We start from the raw sequence: 22534 nt of genomic DNA on the forward strand, positions 1-22534 counted from the left end.
CGGTCGGCGAGTTTATACATACGAGGACACCTCGTGATGACCGCCTGTGGATAACTTCGCGATTCTCGGAGACCGTTTTGTTACGCTCCCGGCGCTCGACCGTGGGGGTCGAGCAGACCGGAGGAAGTGAAATGAACAGTGAAGGTTGGCGCGTGGATCCGGACGGGGTGGCCGGAGTGCTGGCGGGTGTGGACGACACCGCATCGCGATTCGAAAAGAGTCGCGATGAGATCGAGGAGGCGGCGTTCGAGGGCGGGGAGACCCTGATCGCCGATGGCCGGACGGCGCTCTCGTCGGCCTGGGAGGTGTTCCTCGAGGACCGCCGACTCGTGCCGGGCAAGATCATGTACGCGATCAACGCCGCGGCCGGCGCCGTGAGCGAGGCGACGGTCGCCGTCGTCGCCGGCGACGAGCAGATGGCGGGCGAGATGCGCACCGCTGCGCAGAGGGCGGAGGATGCGTGGGGCATCTCACCGCCGCCTGCCGCCCGCTGGAACGGAGGGCGGCGATGAGCGTCTCGGAGGAGCTGCCGACGGTGCTCCCCCCGTCGGCGCTCGAGGCTCTCGCCGGCCGGCTCGACCTCGCCGCGGAGAAGATCGAGTCCGCGATGACGGATGCCGCCGATCGGTGGGAACGGCTGCACGAGGTCTTCGATGTGCGCGGGGCGGAGGGTGCCTACGATCTGCTCGACCGCCCCGTGCGCGCCTCGCAGGACTTCGCCGGCGCTTTGCACGATGCGCGTGATCGCCTCGTCTCCGTCGCTTCGGAGGTGCTCCCCGACCTTCGGCGGCGCCGCGAAGACCTCGCGGCGCGGATCGATGCCGTCAACATCCGCGCGACCGCCGCGGCGCTCGACGTCGCCGCCGCGGAGGCGCGGTTCGTGCGGGCCCGTGACGCCGAAGATGCCGAAGCGGCCATGCCTCGCGCATCGCGGGAACGGCTCTCGGCGTGGGCCGAGCAGCACGCGGCCGAGACCTCCGTCGGAGAGCTCGAGGGCGAGATCGCCCGGCTGCGACGCGATGTCGAGCAGGCCGAAGAGGGCTTGGCGAGCAGTCTCCGCGGGATCAGTGGCGGCGACACCGTGTCGGATGCCGGGGGTGGACCGGTGGACATCGCGCAGAACTACTGGGGTGCGTCGCAGTCGCCGTATCCCGGCGGCGCCGGGGTGGCCATCGGACTGGAGGAGCGGCTCACCCGCTCGCTGTCGGATGCCTCGGCGAGGCGGATCTCGTGGATGGGGCGGGCGGATCGCGACGACGTGCGCGCCTGGGTCGACGGCCACCCGGACTTCGCCGCCGCCGTCGGGATGGTCGACCCCGAGAAGGCGCAGCGATTGTGGGCGCAGACGGAGCCGGCATCCGCGGCGCAGCTCTTCGCCCTCGCTCCGTTCGCGATCGGCAACCTCAACGGCATCTCGGCGACGGTCAAGAACCGCTACAACCGGGAGACGCTCGCCCAGCTGCTCGCGAGCGATGATCTGCGCGGGGACTACCGTGCTCATCTCGAACGGCTCGAGGAGGAACTCGACAAGCCGGATGCACCGAAGCTGCTCTCGCTCTTCCAGGAGACCGTCGACGGCAGCCCGCGCGCGAGTATCGGGTGGGGCGACATCGACCACGCGGACCAGATCACGACGCTGTCGCACGGCATCACCGAGGATCTGGCAGCGTTCCCGGACTGGGCGCACAGCGCGCAGACGATGCAGACGGAGGTCTCGAACCGCACGTCTGCGACGACCGCGACCGTGCTCTTCATGGAGTGGGATTCCGGGGACATCCCGGAGGTCGAGCACATCGAGCGTCCCTACAACGGCGCTGTGCGGCTTTCCCATCTGCTCCACGGATTCCGTGCGCAGAACCCGGGCACCCAGCTGAACCTCGGGCTGCATTCCCTCGGCACGACGATGGGAGCGCAGATGATGGCCGACAATCCGAAGCTCGTCAGCAACGCGTGGTTCTACGGCTCTGCGGGCATCAACGGGCAGACGGCCCACGCGCTGGAGCGGCAGATGGATGCCGGCGACCTCGTGATCCACGCGACGTACGCGCAGCCGGAGCCCACCAGCCCGGACGACTGGGTCGCCCCCATCGGCCGCATGGGCGAGCACCCCGTGGACCCGGCCGACATCGACGGTGTACGGAACTTCAGTTCGGAGGGCGGGATCATCCACGACAAGCCCCGCGGCAATGGACCGGAGGTCACGGAGCGCGGACTCGCGACCGACGGGCACAACGCACAGCGCTCGAGTCTGCCCTACTACCGGGTGAACCCGGGTCAACTGCTGCTGAGCCCCCTGTGGGCGGCGTTGCACCCCTGGGAGGCACCCGCCGTCGGCTACCTCGACCCCGATTCGCAGTCGTTCAAGCAGTCCGTCGTCGATATCGCCCACGCAGCCGAGAATCCGCGTTCGGACGAGTAACGTCCTCACTCATCGGAGAAAGGGTTTCGGGCGCGGTCTGTGGATAACTTCCGCGTCATCGCAGGCCGCCCTGATACTCTCTCCTGGCCCATCGGGGGCGATGGCGTCTTCGCGACCGCGAGGACGGGAGGGCAACGAAAGGAAGACCGGAGCATGAAGTTCGATATGGGGGCCGAGACGCTCAGCGTCCTCGGCAAGCAGACGTCGGGATCCAGCGACGACCTCGGCGCGCTCGTGAAGCAGCTCGTGGTCGCCGCCGACCCGCTGATGCAGGTGCACGCGGGTGCGGCGAAGGCCGCATTCGACAGCTTCAAGGGCCGCACCGATGAGGTCGCCGCCGAGCTGAACTCTTCACTCGCCGCTGTGCTCGGAGGCATCTCGGGCATGGACCGCGCGTTCCGCGAGGGAGAGTCCGAGATGGTCGATCAGACCCGTGGAGCCGAGAGCGGTGCATCGTTCGAGGCCGCCCGCTTCGGCGGATCGCGCTGAGAAGAAGGAGACAGACAATGGCATACGAAGATCGCCGCGCTTACAGCGTCGCCGCCTCGCAGGAGGTCCAGGGAGAGTTCAACCGCGTCTCGGGTCTGCTCGAGAGCCTGATCGCCGACCGCGACAAGGCCGTGCAGAACGCCATGGCCGACTACTCCGCCGACGGGGTCTCCGAGGAGTACCGCGGCAAGGAGCTGCGGTGGAAGAACGCCGCCGACGAGGTGCGCAACATCATCACGCTGCTGCGCAGCACGATGGAGAGCAACGACGGCACCGCCTCGCAGGCGGGTGCTCGCGCACGCGCGGCCGTCGAGAACATCGGCTGACGCCCGCGAGCGGATGCGTCACCGAGAGAGCCTGGGTCCCTGAGCCTGCCGAAGGGCCCAGGCTCTCTCACGCGTGAACGGGCATCAGCCCGCGACGTGCCGCTCGTCCGGGCCGACGTACTCCGAGAGTGGCCGGATCAGCGCGTTGGCACCGGCCTGCTCGATCACATGCGCCGTCCACCCGGTCACCCGCGCCGCGACGAAGAGGGGCGTGAAGGTGAGGGTGTCGAACCCGATCAGGTTGTACGCCGGACCCGAGGGGTAGTCGAGGTTCGGGTAGATGCCCTTGCGCGCGACGAACTCCGACTCGAGCGCGTCGTACAGCGCCGCGACCTCCGGCTTGTCGAAGTGCTCGACGAGCGTGTCGAGAGCCGCCTTCATGGTCGGCACCCGCGAGTCGCCCTTCTTGTACACGCGGTGCCCGAAGCCCATGATCTTGCGCTTCTCGGCGAGGGCCTTGTCGAGCCACGCCTCGACGGCATCCGCCGACCCGATCTCGTCGAAGATGTGCAGCACGGCTTCGTTCGCTCCGCCGTGCAGCGGACCCTTGAGAGCGCCGATCGCCCCGACGACCGCCGAGTACAGGTCGCTGAGCGTCGACGTGATGACCCGCGCCGTGAAGGTGGAGGCGTTGAACGAGTGCTCGGCGTAGAGGATCATCGACCGGTTGAACGCGTCGACGACCACGGCATCCGCCTCTTCGCCGAACGTCATCCAGAGGAAGTTGGCCGAGTAGTCGAGGTCATCGCGCGGCTCGATGAGCTCCTGCCCGCGGCGGCGGCGCTGGCCGTAGGCCACGATCGCGGGGAGCGCCGCGAACAGGCGGATGCTGCGCTCGAGGTTCTGCTCCGGGCTGCCGCCGGCATCCAGCACCGATCCGCCCGCACCGGGGTCAGAGGCTCCGATCAGGCTGACCGCCGTGCGAACCTCGTCCATCGGGTGCGCGTCCAGCGGTACGAGGTCGATCGCGGCCCGCACGTTGTCGGCGAGAGCACGGTGCCGGCGCTCCTCGACGCGGAACGCCGCGAGCTCCTCCGGCGTCGGCAGCTCCCCGTGCCACAGCAGGTACGCCACGGCCTCGAACGACTGCGTGGCGGCGAGTTCCTGCACCGGGTATCCGCGGTAGAGCAGGCTGTTCGTCTCGGGATTGACCTTCGAGATGGAGGTCGTGTCGACGACGACCCCGGCGAGGCCCTTCTTGATGTCCGGTTCGGTCATGCTCACTCCTTCGTGTGCTTCGTGTGCTGCGGCGCTCAGCGACCGGGCTGGTCGAGCGTGAAGTTGAAGACACCCGAGTCGAAGTGGTTGTACGACTCGTAATCGATGAGCTCGTAGAGATCCGCGCGATGCTGCATCTCTCCGAGCATCGACGTGAGATGCCCGTCCGTGTTCAGCGTATCGAGCGCACGGCCCGCCGCGCCCATGGCGGTGCGCAGCAGCGACACCGGCCAGATGACGATGCTGACGCCCGCGCTCTGCAGCTGAGACGTCGAGAAGAGCTCGCTCTTCCCGAACTCGGTCATGTTGGCGAGGATCGGCACGTCGAGCGCGTTCGCCATCGCCTCGAACTCCGAGAGCTCGCGCATCGCCTCGGGGAAGATCGCGTCCGCACCCGCATCCACGAGCGCCTTCGCGCGGTCGATCGCGGCATCCAAGCCCTCGATCGCCCGGATGTCGGTGCGCGCCATGAGGAGGAAGTTCTCGTCGCGGCGCGCATCGGCGGCGGCGCGGATGCGCTTGATCGCCGTGCTCTCGTCGACCACGCTCTTGCCGTCGAGGTGCCCGCAGCGCTTGGGGTTCACCTGGTCTTCGATGTGCATGCCGGCGAGTCCGGCATCCTCGAGCTCCTGGATCGTTCGCGCGACGTTCATCGGCTCACCGAACCCGGTGTCGGCGTCGACGATCGCGGGCAGATCGGTCATGCGGGCGATCTGCTTGGCACGGCCGGCGACCTCGGTGAGCGTCGTGAGTCCGATGTCGGGGAGCCCGAGATCGGCCGAGAGTACGGCGCCCGAGATGTAGACGCCCTCGAAGCCCTTCTCATCGATCAGGCGCGCGCTCAGCGGATTGAACGCACCGGGGAAACGCAGCAGCTCGCCGCTCGCGAGGCGCTCGCGCAGCACGCGACGCTTCTCGGCCGGGGTGGTGGTGGAGTACAGCATCAGAACAGCCCCTTCGGAGCGTCCGCGGCGTCGAGCAGGCCGGGCTTCGCGACGATCGACAGCTCGCCGACCTCGGCCGCGGTCAGCTCGGGCAGGCGCTGCACGAGTTCGAGGAAGCGCTCGATCTCGGCGGGCTCGAGCACGGGCTCGGCCAGCAGCCGGAACTTGGCGATGTAGTTCTCGCGGGCGAAGGGGCGGGCGCCGAGCGGGTGCGCGTCGGCCACGGCGATCTCATCGACGACGGTCGAGCCGTCGGTCAGACGGAACTCGACACGACCGCCGAAAGCCTTCACGTCCGGGTCCTCGGAGTGGTAGCGACGGGTCCACTCGGCATCCTCGGCCGTGGTGATCTTGTGCCACAGCGCGACGGTGTCGTCCCGACCCGCGCGCGACGGAGCGTAGGAGTCGACGTGGTGCCAGCCGCCGTCCTGCAGCGCGACCGCGAAGATGTACGGGATGGAGTGATCGAGGGTCTCGCGCGATGCCGTCGGGTCGTACTTCTGCGGGTCGTTCGCCCCCGAGCCGATCACGTAGTGCGTGTGGTGGCTGGTGTGCAGCACGATCGCCTCGATGTTCGCGGGGTCGCGGAGGGCCGGGTTCTCGGTGCCGAGCTTGCGGGCCAGGTCGATCCACGCCTGGGCCTGGTACTCGGCCGAGTGCTCCTTCGTGTACGAGTCGAGGATCGCGCGCTTCGCCTCACCGGCGGCGGGCAGCGGCACCTCGTACGCGGCATCCTTGCCGTCGAGCATCCATGCGATCACGCCGTCCTCGCCCTCGTAGATCGGGGCGGGGCTGGTCTGACCGCGCATCGCCCGGTCGACCGCTTCGACGGCCATCTTGCCGGCGAAGGCCGGGGCGTGCGCCTTCCACGTCGAGATCTCGCCCTTGCGGCTCTGGCGGGTGGCGGTGGTGGTGTGCAGCCCCTGGCCGACGGCCTGGTAGATCGTCTCGACGTCGAGCCCGAGGAGCGTGCCGATACCGGCGGCGGCCGACGGGCCGAGGTGGGCGACGTGGTCGATCTTGTGCTTGTGCAGGCAGATCGCGCGCACGAGGTCCATCTGGATCTCGTAACCGGTCGCGATGCCGCGCACGAGCGCGCGACCGTCGGCGCCGGTGTGCTGCGCGACCGCGAGGATCGGCGGGATGTTGTCGCCCGGGTGCGAGTACTCCGCCGCGAGGAAGGTGTCGTGGTAGTCGAGCTCGCGCACGGCCACGCCGTTCGCCCAGGCCGCCCACTCGGGGCTGGTGCGGTGGTCGAGGGCCGCGCCGAAGAGGTTGGCGCCGACGCCGCCGGTCGACACCGGGTGGCTGAACGCCTGCGCGCGGGCGGCGTTGATCGGGGCGCGGGTGAGGGAGGCCGCGGCCACGGAGGCGTTGTCGATGATGCGGTTGATGATCATGTCGACGACCGGCTGCTCGACCTCGACCGGGTCGGCGGCGACCTCGGCGATCTTCCAGGCGAGCTGGTCTTCGCGGGCGAGGTTCTCGTCGCTGCGGTGGACGCGGACGTGGTGGGTGACGGTCATGGTCTTCCTTCGGTCGCGGGGGCTGTCGCCGGATCGGCGGGGAGGGAGTCGAGGATGCCGGTGAGCGCGTTGTGCAGGTGCACGTGCGTGGCGTGGGCGGCGAGGTCGCCGTCGCGGGCGGCGAGCGCCTGGGCGATCGTGCGGTGCTCCGAGGCGGATGCCGCGAGCCGCGCGGGCTTGTCGCGGGCCATGCGCCGCACCCGCACGAGGTGCGTGCGCACGGTGCGGAGGGCGGCGGCGATGTAGTCGTTGGCGACGGCCGCGTCGAGGGCCGCGTCGAAGCGGGCGATCAGGGCGTAGTAGGCGTCGCGGCCCTCGCCGGCTGCGAGGTCGACGTGCGCGAACTCCTCGGCGAGTGCGGCGAAGACGGCGGCGTCTCCGCGGGTGGCGGCGAGGCGGGCCGAGGTCTCTTCGAGCGCCCGGCGGATCTCGAAGAGCTCGCGGATGTCATCCGCATCGAGGTCGGCGACGACGGTGACGCGCGGCGACTGCTGCACGACGAGTCCGTCGGCGGCCAGACGGCGCAGAGCTTCGCGGAGCGGCGTGCGGCTGACGCCGAGGCGCGCGGCCTGCTCGACCTCGCCCAGCACGGAGCCCGCAGGAAGAGCCCCGGACTGGATGCCGTCGAGCAGCGCCGCGTAGGCGCGATCGCCGGCGGTAGTGCGCTCGACGGAGAGGGTCATGGTCTTAGTGTATACAAAAAGGCGTCCGTTCGGCGCTCATCGACGCGAGCGAGCACCTGACGTATACACTCCGCGACGCTCACGCTTTCTGGCGCGAGTACGGGTGCCAGTGGGTCGTGAGCGCTGCGATCATCACGCCGCCGGCCGGCGTCTGCTCGGGCACGAGCTCGAGCACGAGCCCCTCGGCAGCGAGATCGGCGAGCACCGCCGTGCGGAGCGCGACGATGCGCGCGCTGTCCTCGACCCCCAGCTCTTCGGATGCGTCGGCCTGGATCTCCGCTGCGCGCGCGTCGAGTTCGGGCTGCATGCGCTCGACGGCGACGTTGATCACCGTGTCGATCTCGAGCCTCTCCTGCGGGCGCAGCATCCGCACGAGCAGCACGAGCAGCATTCCGCCGACGCCGACGACGCCTCCGGCGATGACGAGCGGCGTCGCCCACGTTTCCGGACGGGAGAGCTGGAAGGCAGTCGCTGCACCGAGCGCGATCGCCAGACCGATCTGCAGGCGCACGACGGCCCGGTTCCACGGGCGCCAGCCCGCGACGGCGAGCACGACGAGGTCGGCGACGGTCGAGCCGCCCACCAGCACCGCGAGAACACCCTGCGTCGCTTCAGGATCGGTGCGGGCGCCGCTGGCGAGAGCAGCGCCGACGCCGGCCGCGAGGAGAGACAGGAACAGCACCGGGAACGTCCAGCCGCCGTGCGGACTCCGGCCGCCGTACTCCCGTCTCATCCGCCGTCGGCACTCGCGCCATGCGCCCACCGCTGCGGCATGGGCGTCTTCCCAGACCTGGAATGCGAGGTCTCGGTGCCCGACGACGCCGAACACAGCGAGTTCGACCCCCCTCGCGTCGATGTGCGCGCGATTCGGGGGCAGATTCGACCGCGTGCGCGCGACCTGCTCGGCGAGCTCCGCGGGGTCGCCCTCCTTCCCCGCTCGCGCTCGCTCCATGCCCACCAGGCTAGCGACCGCCGCGGGCGCGCCCCTTCGACAAGCTCAGGGAGCCAGTTCCCGTTACCGGGTTGCTGAGTCTGTCGAAGCAACCCGACCCGCGATCCCCTCCGGCACCGGCTCGACGAACTCCGTCGGCGGCGCAGGCTCGCCGAGCTTCACCACGACGACGCCCGCGAGCACGAGCGCTCCGCCGAGCGCCTGCAGCAGATCGGGCAGTTGCCCCAGCAGCAGCCAGCCGAACAGCAGCGCGGCGACGACCTCGGCGAGCGCGACGAACGAGGCCAGCCTCGATCCGAGCATCCGCGTCGACGCGATCCCCAGGAGATACGCGAGGGCCGTCGCGAGCACGCCCATCGCGAGCACGGGCACGAACCACGGCACGGTGCCGAAGCGGTAGGAGATGTCGTCGGTGCTCCAAGCGATCGGGAGGATGCCGACGGCTCCGGCGATCGTGAGTCCGACCGCGCCGAGCAGCAGCCCGCTGCCGGCGAGCGCGAGAGGCGGAAGTCCCGTGTCGGCCTTGGCAGACAGCACGAAGTAGGTGGCCGCGCCGACCATCGCGCCGAGCGCCCAGAGGATGCCGGCGACGTTGACGTCGGCACCGGTGACGATGTCGAGCATGAGCACGAGGCCGACGAAGGCGATCGCGGCGCCCAGGATGCTGCGGCGGCTGGGCTTCTCACCCCGACGGATCCAGAGCCAGAGGATGACCGCGACCGGGGCCGTGTACTCGATGAGCAGGGCGAGCCCGACGTCCATGACGGCGACGGCCTGGAAGTAGAACAGCTGCGTCGCGGTGACGGCGAGCAGTCCATAGGCGGCGATGATGCCGGTGTTGCGGCGCAGCAGGTGCCAGCGCCCGCGCAGGGTGAGGATCGTCGGGATGAGGAGCACGAGTGCGGCGACCCAGATGCGCGCGGTGACGGCGGCGCCGGGCGTCCACCCGGCGTCGATCAGGCCCCGCGCCCATCCACCCGACATGCCGAACGCGAAGGCGGCGCCGATCGCCAGCGGGAGACCCAGCTTCACGCCGCGCGCCGTCCGCACGTCATCGGTCACAGTGCTCATGGCATGTGACGCTACTCGCGGCGAACGTAAGATGTCAACATGATCTTCACCGATGACACGACGGATGCCCTGCAGGCATCCGTCTGGCTCGTGAACTCCGCCGAGCACCCCGACACGCTCGAGACCCTCGCCGACGAGGAGACCTTCCTCGAGGAGTTCCCCTACACGGGCCGACTCGACCGGGACGAGGCCGAACTCGCCGATCTGCGCAGCATCCGTCCGCGCCTGCGCGCCCTGCTGCTCGCGCCGCGCGACGAGATGGCCGCACGCGTGAACGACGTGCTCACCGACACCCCCGTCGCGCCGCAGCTCGTGCGCCACGGAGACACCGACTGGCACCTGCACGCCGTCGGCGACGAACGGCCTCTCGCCGAACGCGTGCTGATCGAGACCGCGATGGCCCTGGTCGACGTGATCCGGCAAGACGAGGGCTCGCGCCTCTCGATCTGCGACGACGAGACCTGCGAGGCGATCGCCCTCGACCTCAGCCGCAACCGGTCGAAGCGCTACTGCTCCCCCACCTGCGCCAACCGCAACGCGGTGGCCGCATACCGCGCCCGGCAGGCGGAGGGATAGCTGCGCACCTGCGCAGCAGACCCCGCGCAGATGGATGTAGACGTCAACCTGTAGTAACAGGTATGCTCACCTGTAATGACAGGTTGTGGCGCGATGCCCGACCAGCAATGACGCTGCGCGACGAGGAGCACCGATGCCCACCTTCCACACCCCGCCGATCCAGCCGATGGCGATCGCCTTCGACGCCGAGAAGCTGACCCTCACGCCCGAGGGCCCCACTCTCACCCGGCGGATGTCAGACCTCGAGGGACTCTTCCTCGACCACGACGCCTGGAAGGCCGCAGCCGAGGGCGACAACCCGGTCGTCTACACCGTCGTCAGCTCGCCCGTGCCCGAGATCGATCGCGAACTGCCCCAGTCGATCACCACGATCATGCCCGGCGACACCTCCGGCGAGCTCTGGATGACCAAGGGCCACCAGCACCCGAACCACCAGGGCGAGATCTACCTCGCGCTCAAGGGTCGCGGCGGGCTGCTCATGTTCGACGGCGAGCGCACCGAATGGCTCGACATGCTGCCCGGCACCATCGGGTACATCCCGCCGGGTTGGGCCCACCGCTCGATCAATACCGGCGACGAGCCCTACGCGTTCCTCGCGGTGTACCCCGGCGGCGCCGGTCACGACTACGGCTGGGTGCTCGAACACGGCATGGGATCCCGCGCCTACCGCGGCGCCGACGGCTCGGCCGACCTGCGCCCGTACACGACCGCGAGTTGAGCCGGCCATGCTGATCGCCCACGACCTCGGCACCACGGGGAACAAGGCTTCGCTGCACCACGACGATGGACGCCTGGTCTCATCGGTCACGGTGCCCTACCCCGCGCACTTCGCCGCAGGCGGTGTCGCCGAGCAGAATCCGCTCGACTGGTGGAACGCGGTCGTCGAGGCGACCCGCACCCTGCTCGCGAAGACCGGCACCCTCCCCACCGAGGTCGCGGGGCTCGTCGTGGGCGGCCAGATGATGGGCGCCGTGCTGCTCGACGCCGACGGCGAGCCCGCCCGCCCGGCGATCATCTGGGCCGACACCCGCTCGGGCGCGCAGCAGCGCGAGCTCGAGCAGGCGCTCGGTGCCGAGCACGCCTACGGCATCCTGGGCCACCGACTGAACCCCACCTACTCGGTCGAGAAGATCATGTGGGTGCGCGACAACGAGCCCGACGTCTGGGCGCGTGTGCGCCGGTTCTGCATCGCGAAGGACTTCATCGTGCTGCGCCTCACCGGTCGCCTCGCGACCGACCGCTCCGACGCCTCGGGCACCAACGCCTACGACCAGCGCACCGGCACGTGGTCGAGCGAGGTGCTGCAGGCGGCGCGCCTCGACCCCGCGCTGTTCCCCGAGATCCTCGACTCCACCGCGATCGCGGGCCCGCTGACGGATGCCGCGGCCGAGGCCCTCGGCCTGCACACGGGCGTGCGCGTGGTGATGGGCGGCGGCGACGGTCCGCTGGCCGCGGTCGGCTCGGGTGTGGTCGCACCGGAGGACGGCGCCTACGTGTGCCTGGGCACCTCGTCGTGGATCTCGTTCGCCGCGGATGCCCCGCTGCACGACCCGGCGATGCGCACCTTCACGTTCGACAACGTCGTGCCGGGGTCGTTCGTGCCCACCGCCACGATGCAGGCGGGCGGAGCATCCGTCCAGTGGATCGCCGAGGCGCTCTCGGCCGACCCGGCGCACCCCGACACGGGGCGACTCACCGCCGAGGCATCCGCCGACGTCGACACCGACGACCTCTATTTCCTGCCCTACCTGCTCGGCGAGCGCTCACCCCTGTGGGACCCGGACGCCCGCGGCGCCTTCGTGGGTCTCGCCCGTCACCACACCCGTGCGCACCTCGTGCGCTCGGTGCTCGAGGGCACCGCGTTCAACCTGCTCACGTGCATCCAGGCGTTCCGCGCCTCGGGCGCCACGATCGACCGCATCGACGCGGTCGGCGGCGGCGCGCAGAGCGACGTCTACCTCTCGGTGCTCGCCGATGTGTGGGGCGTGCCGGTGCGCCGTCGCACCATCGTCGAAGAGGCGAACAGCCTCGGCGCCGCGGTCACGGGTGCCGTCGGCCTCGGCCTCGCCGACTTCTCGGCCGCTCGCGCGCTCAGCGAGGTCACCGCCGAGTTCACGCCCGACCCCGCCCGCCACGCGGTGTACGCCCAGCGCCACGCGCGCTTCACCGACGCGTACACGGCCCTCGCCCCCTGGTTCGCCGGGCGACCGAGCGTCGAAGCGACGAACTGATGGGCGTCATCCTCGTCACCAGCCGTTCGTTCTCCGACGGCGATCTCGACCTGGTCGAGCGGGCGGCGGTCGCCGGGCACCGCATCCTCCGCGGCCCCGCGCACCACGACCTCGACGAGCTGCGCGTGCTGCTGCACGGGGCGGATGCCTGGATCGCCGGCACCGGCCCCGTGACCGGCGCGCATCTCGCCGCGGCGCCGAAGCTCAAGATCATCGCGCGCTACGGCGTCGGCACCGAGGCGGTCGATCTGGCCGCGGCCCGGAGCCGCGGCATCCCGGTGTCGAACACTCCGGGCGCGAATGCGGATGCCGTCGCCGATCACGCGGTCGGCCTGATGCTCGCCGCCCTGCGGTTCGTGCCCGACGGCGATCGCCGGGTGCGGGCGGGCGACTGGGGAGTGCGCCGGGGCCGTGAGCTGGGAGCGGCGACCGTGGGGATCGTGGGCTTCGGCCGCATCGGACAGGGGGTCGCGAAGCGGTTGAGCGGATTCGGATGCCGCATCCTCGCCGCCGACCCGTTCCTCCCCGCCGAGGTCGTGCGCGCCGCGGGCGCCGTGCCCACGGGGCTCGACGAGCTGTTCGAGACGGCCGATGTGATCTCGCTGCACGCGCCGGGCGGCCAGCTGCTCGTCGATGCCGGCCGACTCGCCCGCATGCGTCGCGGGAGCGTCATCGTCAACACCGCGCGCGGCGACCTGATCGACGAGGCCGCGGTCGCGGATGCCCTGCACGACGGCATCCTCGCCGGCTACGCGGCCGACACCCTCGACGGCGACACGGCTGCGAAGAACAGCCCCCTGCTCGCCGATGCCCTCGCCGATCGGGTGATCGTCACCCCGCACCTCGGCGCCCAGACGACCCAGGCCGTCGACAACATGGGCTCCCTCTCGCTCGACGACGTGATCGCCGTGCTGAAGGGCTCCGAACCCCGCTTCCCCGTGACCGCCCCGTAGGAGAACCCGATGACCACCTCCCTTCCCACTTCCCTCCCCGTCGACGCGGATACCGGCGCCGGATACATGGGCTTCGTCGGCGTGAGCACCGGATCGTCGTCGATCATGCAGGTGTTCCCCCGCTGGGCCGACGTGCTGGGCCTCCCGACCCGCGAGCTGGTCGGGCACGACCTCCCGATGGATGCCACGCCCGCGCAGTACGTCGCGATGGTCGAGCAGATCCGCGACGACCCGAACCACCGGGGCGCGCTCGTCACGACCCACAAGATGAACGTGTACGCCGCGGCATCCGATCTCTTCGACGAACTCGACCCGTTCGCGGTCTCGTGCAGCGAGATCTCGAGCATCTCGAAGCGCGGCGACCGCCTCATCGGCCGCGCGAAGGACCCGATCACCGTCGACCTCGCCCTGAACGACTTCCTGCCCGCCGACCACTTCGCCCGCACGGGAGCCGAGGTCGTCATCCTCGGTGCCGGAGGATCGGGCACGGCGCTCAGCTGGGCCCTCGCCGAACGAGCGGATGCCCCGACCCGCGTGACCGTGACGGCGCGCAGCGACGAGGCGCTGGAGCACCTGCGCGCCGTGCACGCGCAGCACGGCACCGCGGAGGGACTGATCCGGTACGTGCGCACCGACTCGCCCGCCGAGGCCGCGGCCCTGGTGGCGGCGGCACCGGCGGGCTCCGTGATCGTGAACGCCACCGGCCTTGGCAAGGACCGCCCCGGCTCTCCCCTGCCCGACGACGTCGTCTTCCCCGAGGACGCGTACGTGTGGGAGTTCAACTACCGCGGATCGCTCGAGTTCCTGCACCAGGCCCGCGCTCAGGAGCAGGCGCGGTCGCTCGTCGTCGTCGACGGCTGGCGCTACTTCATCCACGGCTGGTCGCAGGTGGTCGCCGACGTGTTCGAACTCGATCTGACTCCCGAGATCGTCGAGCAGCTCGCCGAGGCGGCGGAGTTCGCGCGCCGATGATCCGCACGGTCCTCGGCGACATCGACCCGGCGCTGCTCGGGGGGACGAACTATCACGAGCACCTGTTCCAGGTGAGTCCGCTGCTGCCCGGCGACGAGCTCGACGACGAGGCGCTCTCGGGCGCCGAGGCCGAGGGTCTGCGCGACAGCGGGTTCGCCGCGATGGTCGACGCGACCCCGTTCGGGATCGGACGCGACCCCGAGGCCGTCGCACGCATCAGCGCCGCGACCGGACTGCATGTCGTCGCGACGACCGGGCGGCACCGCGAGGCGCACTACGCCCCCGAGCATCCCATCCGCACCTGGGACGTCGACACCCTGGCCGCGCTGTTCGTGCGCGACATCGTCGAGGGGATGCCGGTCGACGACGCCGAGGTCACCACCTCGCCGACCTCGCGCACCGCGCACGCCCCCGACGGAGCCCCGGTGCGCGCCGGACTCCTCAAGGGTGGCATCGACTACTGGAGCATCAGCGACTTCGAGCGCACGACCCTCGACGCCCTCGCGGCCGCGCATCGCGAGACCGGGGCGCCGATCATGGTGCACCTCGAGTTCTGCACGGCGGCCCACGAGGTGCTCGATCTGCTCGCGGCCGCGGGCGCGGCATCCGATCGGATCGTGCTCGCGCACGCCGACCGCGATCCCGACCCGGGCCTGCACGCCTCGCTCGCCGAGCGCGGCGCCTACCTCGGTTACGACGGCATGGCCCGGCCGCGCACCCGATCGGATGCCGAGCTGCTCGCCCTCACCGCCGAGGTCGTCGAGCGCGGCGCCGGCGACCGGGTGCTGCTCGGCGGCGACGTCGCGCGCCGCACCCGCTACCTCGCCTACGGCGGGATGCCCGGACTCGCCTACCTCGGCGAACGCTATGTGCCGCGCCTGCGTGCCCTCATCGGACACGAGGCCGTGGATCGGATGCTCGTCGCCAACCCCGCCCGCCTGCTCACACTCTCGCGCTGAACCGACCGACCCCTGGAGACACCGTTGTCCGACGCATCCGCATCCGCATCCGCATCCGCATCCGCATCCGCATCCGAACCCACCATCCTGCACGCGACCTTCACCGCCCGCCCCGGCGAGGGCGATCGCGTCGCCGAACTTCTGCGCGAGTTTTCCGTGGAAGTACAAGCAGAAACAGGTAACGTGGTCTTCGATGCCACGCGACTCGTCGACGATCCCGATCGCTTCTTCGTGTACGAGGTCTATCGCGATCACGCAGCGTTCCAGGCGCACATCTCGGCCCCGGCCGGTGTGCCGTTCAATGCGGCTCTGCAGGAACTGATCGTGGAACCCTCTTCGCAGCTCACATTCCTCCGCCGTCTCTGACGGCGGATGCAACCGGAGGATCCCCCCCTCTCTCCGGTTGGGAAAGGCCCGGTGTGTCCCCCTCGGATACCGGGCCTTTCCGGCGTCCGGCCCTTCGTCTCGTCGCTTCGCTCCTCGCTCAGGAACCGGGCGCCTTGTCATCACCGTTTCCTGAGCGAGCGCAGCGAGACGAAGGGCCACCCGAGACGCGAAGAGGCCCCCCACCCGAAGGTGAGGGGCCTCTCGATCCGGAGATCAGATCACTGGTAGAGAACCGCGGCGATCTTGTCGTCCTCGAGGTTCGTCTTGTCGTACCAGTACGAACCCGTGTCGTAGAACTCGTCGACCGTCTCGCCGTTGGCGGCGTCGTACGCGGCCTGCACGACCTGCGCACCGATGCCGATCGGGTCCTGCGTGATGGCGCCGGCCATCGTGCCGTCCTTGATCGCGTTGATCTGGGCCGCACCGGAGTCGAATCCGATGATGGTGAGCTTGCCCTTCTCGAGGCCGAGCTCGTTGACCGCGTTCACGACGCCGATGGCGGAGCCCTCGTTGGTGCCGTAGATGCCCTTGAGGTCGGGGTGCGCGGCGATCATGGCCTTGGCGATGTCGGCCGACTTCAGGTGGTCGCCGTCGCCGTACTGGATGTCGACGATCTCGATGTCGGGGTAGTCCGACTCGATCTTCTCGACGAAGCCGTCACGACGCTCGACACCGGTCGAGTTGATCTGCGAGTGGCCGACGATGGCGACCTCGCCCTCACCGCCGATGAGCTCGGCCATGTGCTCGGCAGCCAGGGCTCCGGCGACCTTGCTGTCGGTCGCGGCGAGGCTCAGGCCCACGTCGCCGTCGCACGGTGCGTCGAAGTACACGACGGGGATGTCGGCGGCCTTGGCCTTGTCGAGGTAGGGCACGCAGGCCTCGGGGTCGAGCGCGGCGTACGCGATCGCAGCCGGCTTCTTGTCGATGGCGGTCTGCAGCATCTGCAGCTGCGCGTCGACCTCGGTCTCGGCGGCGGGGCCCTCGAAGGTGATGGTGACGCCGAGCTCGGCGGCCTTCTCCTCCGCGCCCTTCTTGACGGCCTGCCAGAACTGGTGCTGGAAGCCCTTCGAGACGAGGGCGATGTACATCTCGTCACCACTGCCGGCGTCGCCACCGGCGTCGCCGCCGCCCGCGTTGCTCGAGCAGCCTGCCACGACGATCGCCGCCGAGGCGATCAGAGCCGCGAACGCGGCCTTCTTTCCGAACTTCATGGAAACTCCGTTGTTTGTGTGTGTGTGCCGGCCCGGGAGCCGGAGTGGGACATTCGTGGTGCGGTGTGCCGGTGCGGATCGCTCCGCGGTGTCGGCCGGGTCGCCGATCGGAGGCGGCGGGCACAGCGCCGCCTCCGGGGTCAGGTGCGTGCGCGGTTGCGCAGGGAGTCGAAGAACACCGCGATCAGGATCACGACGCCGACGACGATGTTCTGCCACTCGGACTGGATCGACATGATCCGGAGGCCGTTGACGAGCACGCTCATGATGAGCGCACCGATCACGGTGCCGAGGATCGAGCCGCGTCCGCCGAGCAGCGAGGTGCCGCCGATGATGACGGCCGCGATCGCCTGCAGCTCGTAGCCCGTACCGATCTGCGGCTGGGCCGAGTCGAGGCGCGAGGCGATGATGACGCCGGCGATACCGGTGAACGCTCCGGCGAACATGTAGACGAAGATCGTCCAGCGGCGCGTGTTGACGCCCGAGAGGCGGGTGGCCTCTTCGTTCGAGCCGATCGCGAAGGTGTAGCGGCCGAGCAGCGTCTTCGACAGCACGAGGTACGCGATGACCGCGAGCACGAGCGTGATGAGCACGGCGTTCGGGAGGCCCGGGATGAGGGTGCCGAGGGCGATCTGCTTGAAGTCCGGAGCGGACGACGAGAAGTAGATCGGCGCGACGCCCGAGATCACGAGGGCGAGACCACCGGCGATCATCATCATCGCGAGGGTCGCGATGAACGGGGGCAGCCGCAGGAACGTGATGTTCACGCCGTTGACGAGGCCCATCAGCACACCGGTGGCGATACCGCCGATGACGCCGACGAACACCGGCAGCCCCATGTTGGTGATGAAGACACCGGTCATGACCGAGCAGAGCGCCATGCCGGTGCCGAGCGAGAGGTCGATGCCGCCGGTGATGATCACGAACGTGGTGCCGAGGGCGAGGATGCCGATGACCGCGGTCGAGAGCAGGATGCCGGAGACGTTGCTCCAGGTGAGGAAGTTCGGGCTGGCGACCGAGAAGAAGATGAACAGCACGACGAGCGTGCCGAACGCCAGCGACTGCTGCACCTGGCGTCGGAGGAAGCCGCCGATGTCGCGCTTGTCGGTGTTCTCGTTGACGGCGGTCTGGATGATCGTCGTCGTCGACGACCCGTTCTGCGGGGTGCTCATCAGTCTTCCTCCCCATGGGCTGCGAGTTGCATGATCTTCTCCTGGCTGGCTTCCTCGTTGCGGAGCGTCCCGGTGATCCGGCCGTTCGCGAACACGGCGATGCGGTTCGCGACGCGGAGGATCTCGGGCAGTTCCGACGAGATGACGATGATGGACTTTCCCTGGTCAGCGAGCTGCTGCATCAGGCGGTAGATCTCTTCCTTCGCTCCGACGTCGATGCCGCGGGTCGGCTCGTCGAAGATGAGGATGTCGCAGTCGCGCATCAGCCACCGGGCGATGACGACCTTCTGCTGGTTGCCGCCCGAAAGCAGCTTGACGACCTGGTTGACCGAGGGCGTCTTGACCCGCAGTTGCTGGACGTACTCCTTGGTGCGGTTCTTCGCCTTGCCGTCGCCCATCCAGCCGATCCCGTTGGCGTAGGAGCCGAGCGAGGCGAGCACGGTGTTGAAGGTGACGTCCTGTTCGAGCATGAGCCCGAGGAGCTTGCGGTCCTCCGAGAGGTAGCCGACGCCGTGCTTGACGGCATCCGCGGGCTGCCCGATCTTCGCCGGCCGACCCGAGATGGTCACCGTGCCGCCGTCGCTGGGGTCGGCACCGATGATCGCGCGAGCGGTCTCGGTGCGCCCTGCGCCCATGAGACCGGCGAACCCGAGGATCTCGCCCTTGTGCAGCTGGAACGAGATGTCCTTGAGCAGGCTCTTGGTCGACAGGTCCTGCACCTCGAGCACGACCGGGTCGTTGAGGTGATCGCGGGCGGTGGGGCGGGTGCCCTCGTCGATCGCGCGTCCGACCATCATCTCGATGATCTTCGGGATGCTGACCTCGGCCTTGTCGAGTGATCCGATGTATGCACCGTCGCGCAGCACGCTGACGCGGTCGGCGAGGCGGCGCAGCTCGTCCATGCGGTGCGAGATGTAGACGATGCCGGTGCCGGATGCCTTGAGCTGCTCGATCAGCACGAACAGCGTCTCGACCTCGGAGTCGGTGAGCGCCGAGGTGGGCTCGTCCATGATGAGCACCTTGGCGTTGAACGAGAGGGCCTTGGCGATCTCGACCATCTGCTGCTCGGCCACGGTCAGGTCGCCGACGCGGGCCTTGGGGTCGAGGTGGATGTTGAGCCGCTGGAGCAGCTCGGCCGTCTGCTGGTTGAGCTTGCGCTCCGACAGGAACGGACCGGTGCGCGGCTCGCGCCCGACGAAGATGTTCTGCGCGACCGTGAGGTCGGGCATCATGTTGAGCTCCTGGTGGATGATCGTGATGCCGAGCTCCTGCGCCTGGAGCGGGCTCGTGAGCTCGACCTCCTGGCCCTCGAACACGATCGTGCCCTCGTCCTTGGCGTAGATCCCGGAGAGGATCTTCATGAGGGTCGACTTGCCGGCGCCGTTCTCTCCGACGAGGACGAGAACCTCCCCGGCGCGCACCTCGAGATGCACGTCCTTGAGCGCCTGGACACCGGGGAATCCCTTGCTGATGCCCTCCACTTTGAGGATGGGATCACTCACGTGCCTCACCTGCTTCCTTGAAGGTTCTTGTTCACTGCTGCTTCGTTGCTGCGTTCACCCGATGGGGTTAAACATCGGATCAATTCTGACGCTCCGCGGTCTCCCGCGCAAGTTGTACCTAAATGTATCTAATGAAGTCCGGGAGGGGAAGACCTGTAATAACAACTTGGTCACAGCTTCCCCGCCCGAGCGATCCGGCTAGTGCAGACGGATCGAGTCGACCGCGATGAGCTTGTCGCGGATGAACGCGTTCGCGTGCGCTCCCAGCTCGACGTTGTCGGTCCACAGATTGCGCCAGATCCCCAGCATCCGGCTCAGATCGGGCGCGACGACCGCCGACGAGAACGACTCGAACACGATCGGGCCGTCGTAACCGATGCGCCCCAGCGCTTTGAAGAACGTGTCGAAGTCGACCGATCCGGTGCCGAGGTAGCCGCGGTGGCTCTCGCCGATGTGCACGTACTGCAACTGCGGAGCGGCGTCGAGCACCGGCGCGAACATATCCGACTCCTCGATGTTCATGTGGTACGTGTCGAGGTGGATGCCGAGGTTCGGCCGGTCGATCCGGCCGACGAAGTCGATCGCCTGACGCGCGGTGTTCAGCACGTTCGTCTCGTAGCGGTTGACGACCTCGAGGGCCACCGAGACGCCGCGCTCGGCGGCGTGGTCGGAGACCTTCGCGATCGCGCGGCGACTGCTCTCGAGCCCCTCGGGGGTGACCGGCTCCATGTACTTCTTCATGGCGCTGTAGATGACGCCGCAGAAGTGGGTGCCGCCGAGGTCGGCGAGCACGTCGACGGCGCGGAGCAGCAGGGCCTCGCCCGCGGCGACGATCGCCGGGTCGGAGCTCGTCACATCGGTCGCCTCCGACAGGCCGAGCGAAGCGCTGACGGCGAGATCGTGCTCTTCCAGAGCATCCTTCGCGGCGGCGACGTCGAACGAGAACGGATCCATGAGGGGGAACTCGATCAGGTCGAAGCCGGCCTCCTTGGTCTTCTCGACCGACAGGCGGATGCCGTCGGCATCGAAGTTCCCGGTCCAGACGAGCCCGTGACAGCCGATGTTCATGCGATCCCTCGGAGGCGGGTGTGCGGCACCGTCGCCTCCATCGATTGGCACGTGCCAAAGCGATGTGCAGGTCACGCTATGCGCCGCGCCCGATCGATGTCAAGAACTTTCTTGTAACGTGCCAATAACGTCGGTTACGCTGATGCCACCCATCGGCGCACGGTGCGCCACACGGTGATCACGGAGGATCGATGCCCGCGAGCGTCAAAGACGTCGCCGCCCTCGCCGGCGTCTCGTCGTCGACGGTGTCGAACTACCTCAACCACCCGCACGTGCTCCGCGCCTCCAGCCGCGAGAAGGTGCGGGCGGCCATCGAGGAGCTCGGCTACGTGCCCAACGAGTCGGCCCGCCAACTGCGCGCGGGTTCGAGCACCGCGCTCGCCCTGATCCTGCTCGACGCGTGGCTCCCCTACTTCCACGAGCTCTCCCGCGGCGTCGAAGACATCACCCGCGAGGCCGGCTGGTCGCTGTTCTTCAGCAACAGCAACCGCGACGGCGCGCAGGAGAGCCGCAACCTCGACATGTTCGAGGCGCACCGCGTGCAGGGCATCATCATCTACCCCTTCGGCGATGTCGTGCCGCGGCTCGAGACGCTCGCCGATCGCGGCATCCGCTCGGTCGTCGTCGGCCCCATCCCGCCCTCCACGAAGGTCGCCTCGGTGCTCTTCGACGATGTCGGCGGCGGCCGCCTCGCGGGCGAGCACCTACTCTCGATCGGACGCCGACGGGTGATGTTCCTCGGCAGTCCGACCGTCAGCCAGTCGAACGACCGCCTCGCCGGACTCCGCCAGGCGATCGAGGGGACGGATGCTGCGATCGAGGTGGTCGACGTCGATCACCTCACCACCGACGACGGCATGACCGCGGGGGCGCGCATCGCGGCCCTCCCCTCCGCCGAGCTGCCCGACGCGATCTTCGCCGCGAACGACATGGTCGCGCTCGGGGTGCTCACGCAGCTCGTGCGCCACGGCATCCGCGTGCCCGACGACGTCGCGATCATCGGCTTCGACGATGTCGCCCAGGCGCATCAGGGCGTGGTGCCGCTCACGAGCGTGCGGCAGCCCGGCTACGACATCGGTCGCGCCGCAGGGGCGGTGCTGCTGCAGCAGCTCGCGGACCCCGCCGCTCCCCCGCCCGCGATGACGCCGTTCGCCGCCGAGCTCGTGGTGCGCGAGTCGACCGTCGGGCGCTTGTCAGCGGCCGGGCGTACCTAAGTCAGGAAAAACTGCCCGGAACCCCCGCTTGCGGGGCGATTCGGCCCGTTTCGGCCCGTTCGTCCTGAATTGGGTACGCGTTGTCGCGCGCAGAGATCCGGAGAAGTGCGTCCGGGTGCCACCGCGAGCGCCCGAGATCTCAGGCCGAGGCGTGCCCGACGACGCCCTTGCGCAGCAGCGCGTTGCCGTATTTGCGCGTCTCGCCCGTGCGCACCATCAGATACGCGGATGCCGCGACCTCGTAGTACGCGAAGCGCTCGACGAACCGCGTGGTCTCGCGCTCGGTACCCGCGGCGACCATCAGCTCGCGCTGCACCTCGAGCACCTCGCCATCGGCCGAGGTCATCAGGTCGAGGCCGGGGGCGTCGTCGAGCGGCAGCACGGTGCGGATCGCCGCGACGACCTCGGGCGTGGTCGTTCCGGGCAGGTCGACCACCCGCGCGCCCAGCCCCCAGGCGGGGAAGTGCGCGTCGGCGATCACGACCGCGTCGGAATGACCCATCCGGTCGAGGTGCAGCAGCAGCTCGCCGGTGAGCAGGGGATGGATGCCTTCGAGCACGGGGTTCCTTCGATCGGGGTGGTGGGGGGGGGGGGGGGGGGGGGGGGGGGGGGCGGGGGGGGGTGGGGAGGGGGGGGGAGGGGGGGGGAGCGGGCGGGGGCG

At 69.4% G+C, this 22534-nt stretch carries 23 protein-coding genes; 12 read left to right on the plus strand and 11 right to left on the minus strand.

Going from position 1 to position 22534, the window contains the following annotated elements; all coding sequences use genetic code 11:
- Positions 1-131 precede the first annotated feature (131 nt).
- From ACTJKK_RS08860 to ACTJKK_RS08875, 4 genes are all read left to right on the plus strand, one after another.
- The gene (locus ACTJKK_RS08860) at positions 132-512 is read left to right on the plus strand and encodes a DUF6507 family protein (protein WP_440747706.1); all 381 of its coding nucleotides are present in this window, start codon (positions 132-134) and stop codon (positions 510-512) included.
- Positions 509-2419, plus strand: coding sequence for an alpha/beta hydrolase (locus ACTJKK_RS08865; RefSeq protein WP_440747707.1), 1911 nt, complete (start codon positions 509-511; stop codon positions 2417-2419). Before ACTJKK_RS08860 ends, ACTJKK_RS08865 begins: the two co-directional genes overlap by 4 nt.
- Before the next feature lie 153 nt (positions 2420-2572).
- Positions 2573-2908, plus strand: a complete 336-nt coding sequence (locus ACTJKK_RS08870; protein WP_247624474.1) for a hypothetical protein — start codon at positions 2573-2575, stop codon at positions 2906-2908.
- A 17-nt stretch (positions 2909-2925) separates the two neighbouring features.
- Positions 2926-3234 (plus strand): pore-forming ESAT-6 family protein, encoded by a 309-nt coding sequence (locus ACTJKK_RS08875; RefSeq protein WP_247624473.1) that lies wholly within the window; start codon positions 2926-2928, stop codon positions 3232-3234.
- A gap of 84 nt (positions 3235-3318) precedes the next feature.
- On the opposite strand, the gene ACTJKK_RS08880 is transcribed toward ACTJKK_RS08875, so the two are convergent.
- The 6 genes from ACTJKK_RS08880 to ACTJKK_RS08905 all read right to left on the minus strand — a co-directional run bounded on the left by ACTJKK_RS08880 (position 3319) and on the right by ACTJKK_RS08905 (position 9628).
- The gene (locus tag ACTJKK_RS08880; RefSeq protein WP_336641679.1) at positions 3319-4452 is read right to left on the minus strand and encodes a bifunctional 2-methylcitrate synthase/citrate synthase; all 1134 of its coding nucleotides are present in this window, start codon (positions 4450-4452) and stop codon (positions 3319-3321) included.
- Between the two features lie 35 nt (positions 4453-4487).
- On the minus strand, positions 4488-5396 hold the full coding sequence (gene prpB, locus ACTJKK_RS08885) for a methylisocitrate lyase (protein WP_440747708.1): 909 nt from the start codon (positions 5394-5396) through the stop codon (positions 4488-4490).
- On the minus strand, positions 5396-6922 hold the full coding sequence (locus ACTJKK_RS08890) for an MmgE/PrpD family protein (RefSeq protein ID WP_440747709.1): 1527 nt from the start codon (positions 6920-6922) through the stop codon (positions 5396-5398). Before ACTJKK_RS08890 ends, prpB begins: the two co-directional genes overlap by 1 nt.
- Positions 6919-7605 carry a GntR family transcriptional regulator gene (locus ACTJKK_RS08895; RefSeq protein WP_440747710.1) on the minus strand — a complete coding sequence of 229 codons (687 nt, stop codon included), beginning with the start codon at positions 7603-7605 and terminating at the stop codon, positions 6919-6921. The genes ACTJKK_RS08890 and ACTJKK_RS08895 overlap by 4 nt, the downstream gene beginning before the upstream one ends.
- Positions 7606-7684: 79 nt before the next feature.
- Entirely contained in the window at positions 7685-8557 is an 873-nt protein-coding gene (locus tag ACTJKK_RS08900) for a hypothetical protein (protein WP_440747711.1), read from the minus strand.
- Between the two features lie 63 nt (positions 8558-8620).
- The gene (locus ACTJKK_RS08905) at positions 8621-9628 is read right to left on the minus strand and encodes an EamA family transporter (protein WP_440747712.1); all 1008 of its coding nucleotides are present in this window, start codon (positions 9626-9628) and stop codon (positions 8621-8623) included.
- A gap of 39 nt (positions 9629-9667) precedes the next feature.
- Here ACTJKK_RS08905 and ACTJKK_RS08910 point away from each other — a divergent pair, with 39 nt between their 5' ends.
- From ACTJKK_RS08910 to ACTJKK_RS08940, 7 genes are all read left to right on the plus strand, one after another.
- Positions 9668-10204, plus strand: coding sequence for a CGNR zinc finger domain-containing protein (locus ACTJKK_RS08910; RefSeq protein WP_440747713.1), 537 nt, complete (start codon positions 9668-9670; stop codon positions 10202-10204).
- A 133-nt stretch (positions 10205-10337) separates the two neighbouring features.
- A complete protein-coding gene (locus ACTJKK_RS08915) occupies positions 10338-10922 on the plus strand; it encodes a glucose-6-phosphate isomerase family protein (protein WP_440747714.1) in 585 nt (194 codons plus the stop codon).
- 7 nt (positions 10923-10929) lie between these two features.
- Complete coding sequence (xylB, locus tag ACTJKK_RS08920; RefSeq protein WP_440747715.1) at positions 10930-12435, plus strand: xylulokinase; 1506 nt, start codon at positions 10930-10932, stop codon at positions 12433-12435.
- Positions 12435-13388: a phosphoglycerate dehydrogenase gene (locus tag ACTJKK_RS08925; RefSeq protein WP_440747716.1), complete on the plus strand. Its 954-nt coding sequence runs from the start codon at positions 12435-12437 to the stop codon at positions 13386-13388. The genes xylB and ACTJKK_RS08925 overlap by 1 nt, the downstream gene beginning before the upstream one ends.
- A gap of 9 nt (positions 13389-13397) precedes the next feature.
- Positions 13398-14360 (plus strand): shikimate dehydrogenase family protein, encoded by a 963-nt coding sequence (locus ACTJKK_RS08930; protein WP_440747717.1) that lies wholly within the window; start codon positions 13398-13400, stop codon positions 14358-14360.
- The gene (locus ACTJKK_RS08935; protein ID WP_440747718.1) at positions 14357-15319 is read left to right on the plus strand and encodes a phosphotriesterase family protein; all 963 of its coding nucleotides are present in this window, start codon (positions 14357-14359) and stop codon (positions 15317-15319) included. The genes ACTJKK_RS08930 and ACTJKK_RS08935 overlap by 4 nt, the downstream gene beginning before the upstream one ends.
- Before the next feature lie 24 nt (positions 15320-15343).
- A complete protein-coding gene (locus ACTJKK_RS08940) occupies positions 15344-15685 on the plus strand; it encodes a putative quinol monooxygenase (protein WP_440747719.1) in 342 nt (113 codons plus the stop codon).
- A gap of 239 nt (positions 15686-15924) precedes the next feature.
- Here ACTJKK_RS08940 and ACTJKK_RS08945 read toward each other — a convergent pair whose 3' ends face one another.
- The 4 genes from ACTJKK_RS08945 to ACTJKK_RS08960 form a co-directional block, all read right to left on the minus strand.
- On the minus strand, positions 15925-16917 hold the full coding sequence (locus ACTJKK_RS08945; protein ID WP_440747720.1) for an ABC transporter substrate-binding protein: 993 nt from the start codon (positions 16915-16917) through the stop codon (positions 15925-15927).
- Positions 16918-17057: 140 nt separating this feature from the next.
- Positions 17058-18089: an ABC transporter permease gene (locus tag ACTJKK_RS08950; RefSeq protein ID WP_247624453.1), complete on the minus strand. Its 1032-nt coding sequence runs from the start codon at positions 18087-18089 to the stop codon at positions 17058-17060.
- A complete protein-coding gene (locus ACTJKK_RS08955) occupies positions 18089-19591 on the minus strand; it encodes a sugar ABC transporter ATP-binding protein (protein ID WP_440747721.1) in 1503 nt (500 codons plus the stop codon). The genes ACTJKK_RS08950 and ACTJKK_RS08955 overlap by 1 nt, the downstream gene beginning before the upstream one ends.
- A gap of 198 nt (positions 19592-19789) precedes the next feature.
- Positions 19790-20659: a sugar phosphate isomerase/epimerase family protein gene (locus tag ACTJKK_RS08960; protein ID WP_440747722.1), complete on the minus strand. Its 870-nt coding sequence runs from the start codon at positions 20657-20659 to the stop codon at positions 19790-19792.
- A gap of 191 nt (positions 20660-20850) precedes the next feature.
- On the opposite strand from ACTJKK_RS08960, the gene ACTJKK_RS08965 reads away from it, so the two are divergent.
- Positions 20851-21873, plus strand: coding sequence for a LacI family DNA-binding transcriptional regulator (locus ACTJKK_RS08965; RefSeq protein ID WP_440747723.1), 1023 nt, complete (start codon positions 20851-20853; stop codon positions 21871-21873).
- 139 nt (positions 21874-22012) lie between these two features.
- On the opposite strand, the gene ACTJKK_RS08970 is transcribed toward ACTJKK_RS08965, so the two are convergent.
- Positions 22013-22432, minus strand: a complete 420-nt coding sequence (locus ACTJKK_RS08970; RefSeq protein WP_440747724.1) for an RbsD/FucU family protein — start codon at positions 22430-22432, stop codon at positions 22013-22015.
- Between the last annotated feature and the right edge of the window lie 102 nt (positions 22433-22534).

The sequence above is a fragment of the Microbacterium sp. 22179 genome, from assembly GCF_052045715.1.
Lineage (GTDB): Bacteria > Actinomycetota > Actinomycetes > Actinomycetales > Microbacteriaceae > Microbacterium > Microbacterium galbinum.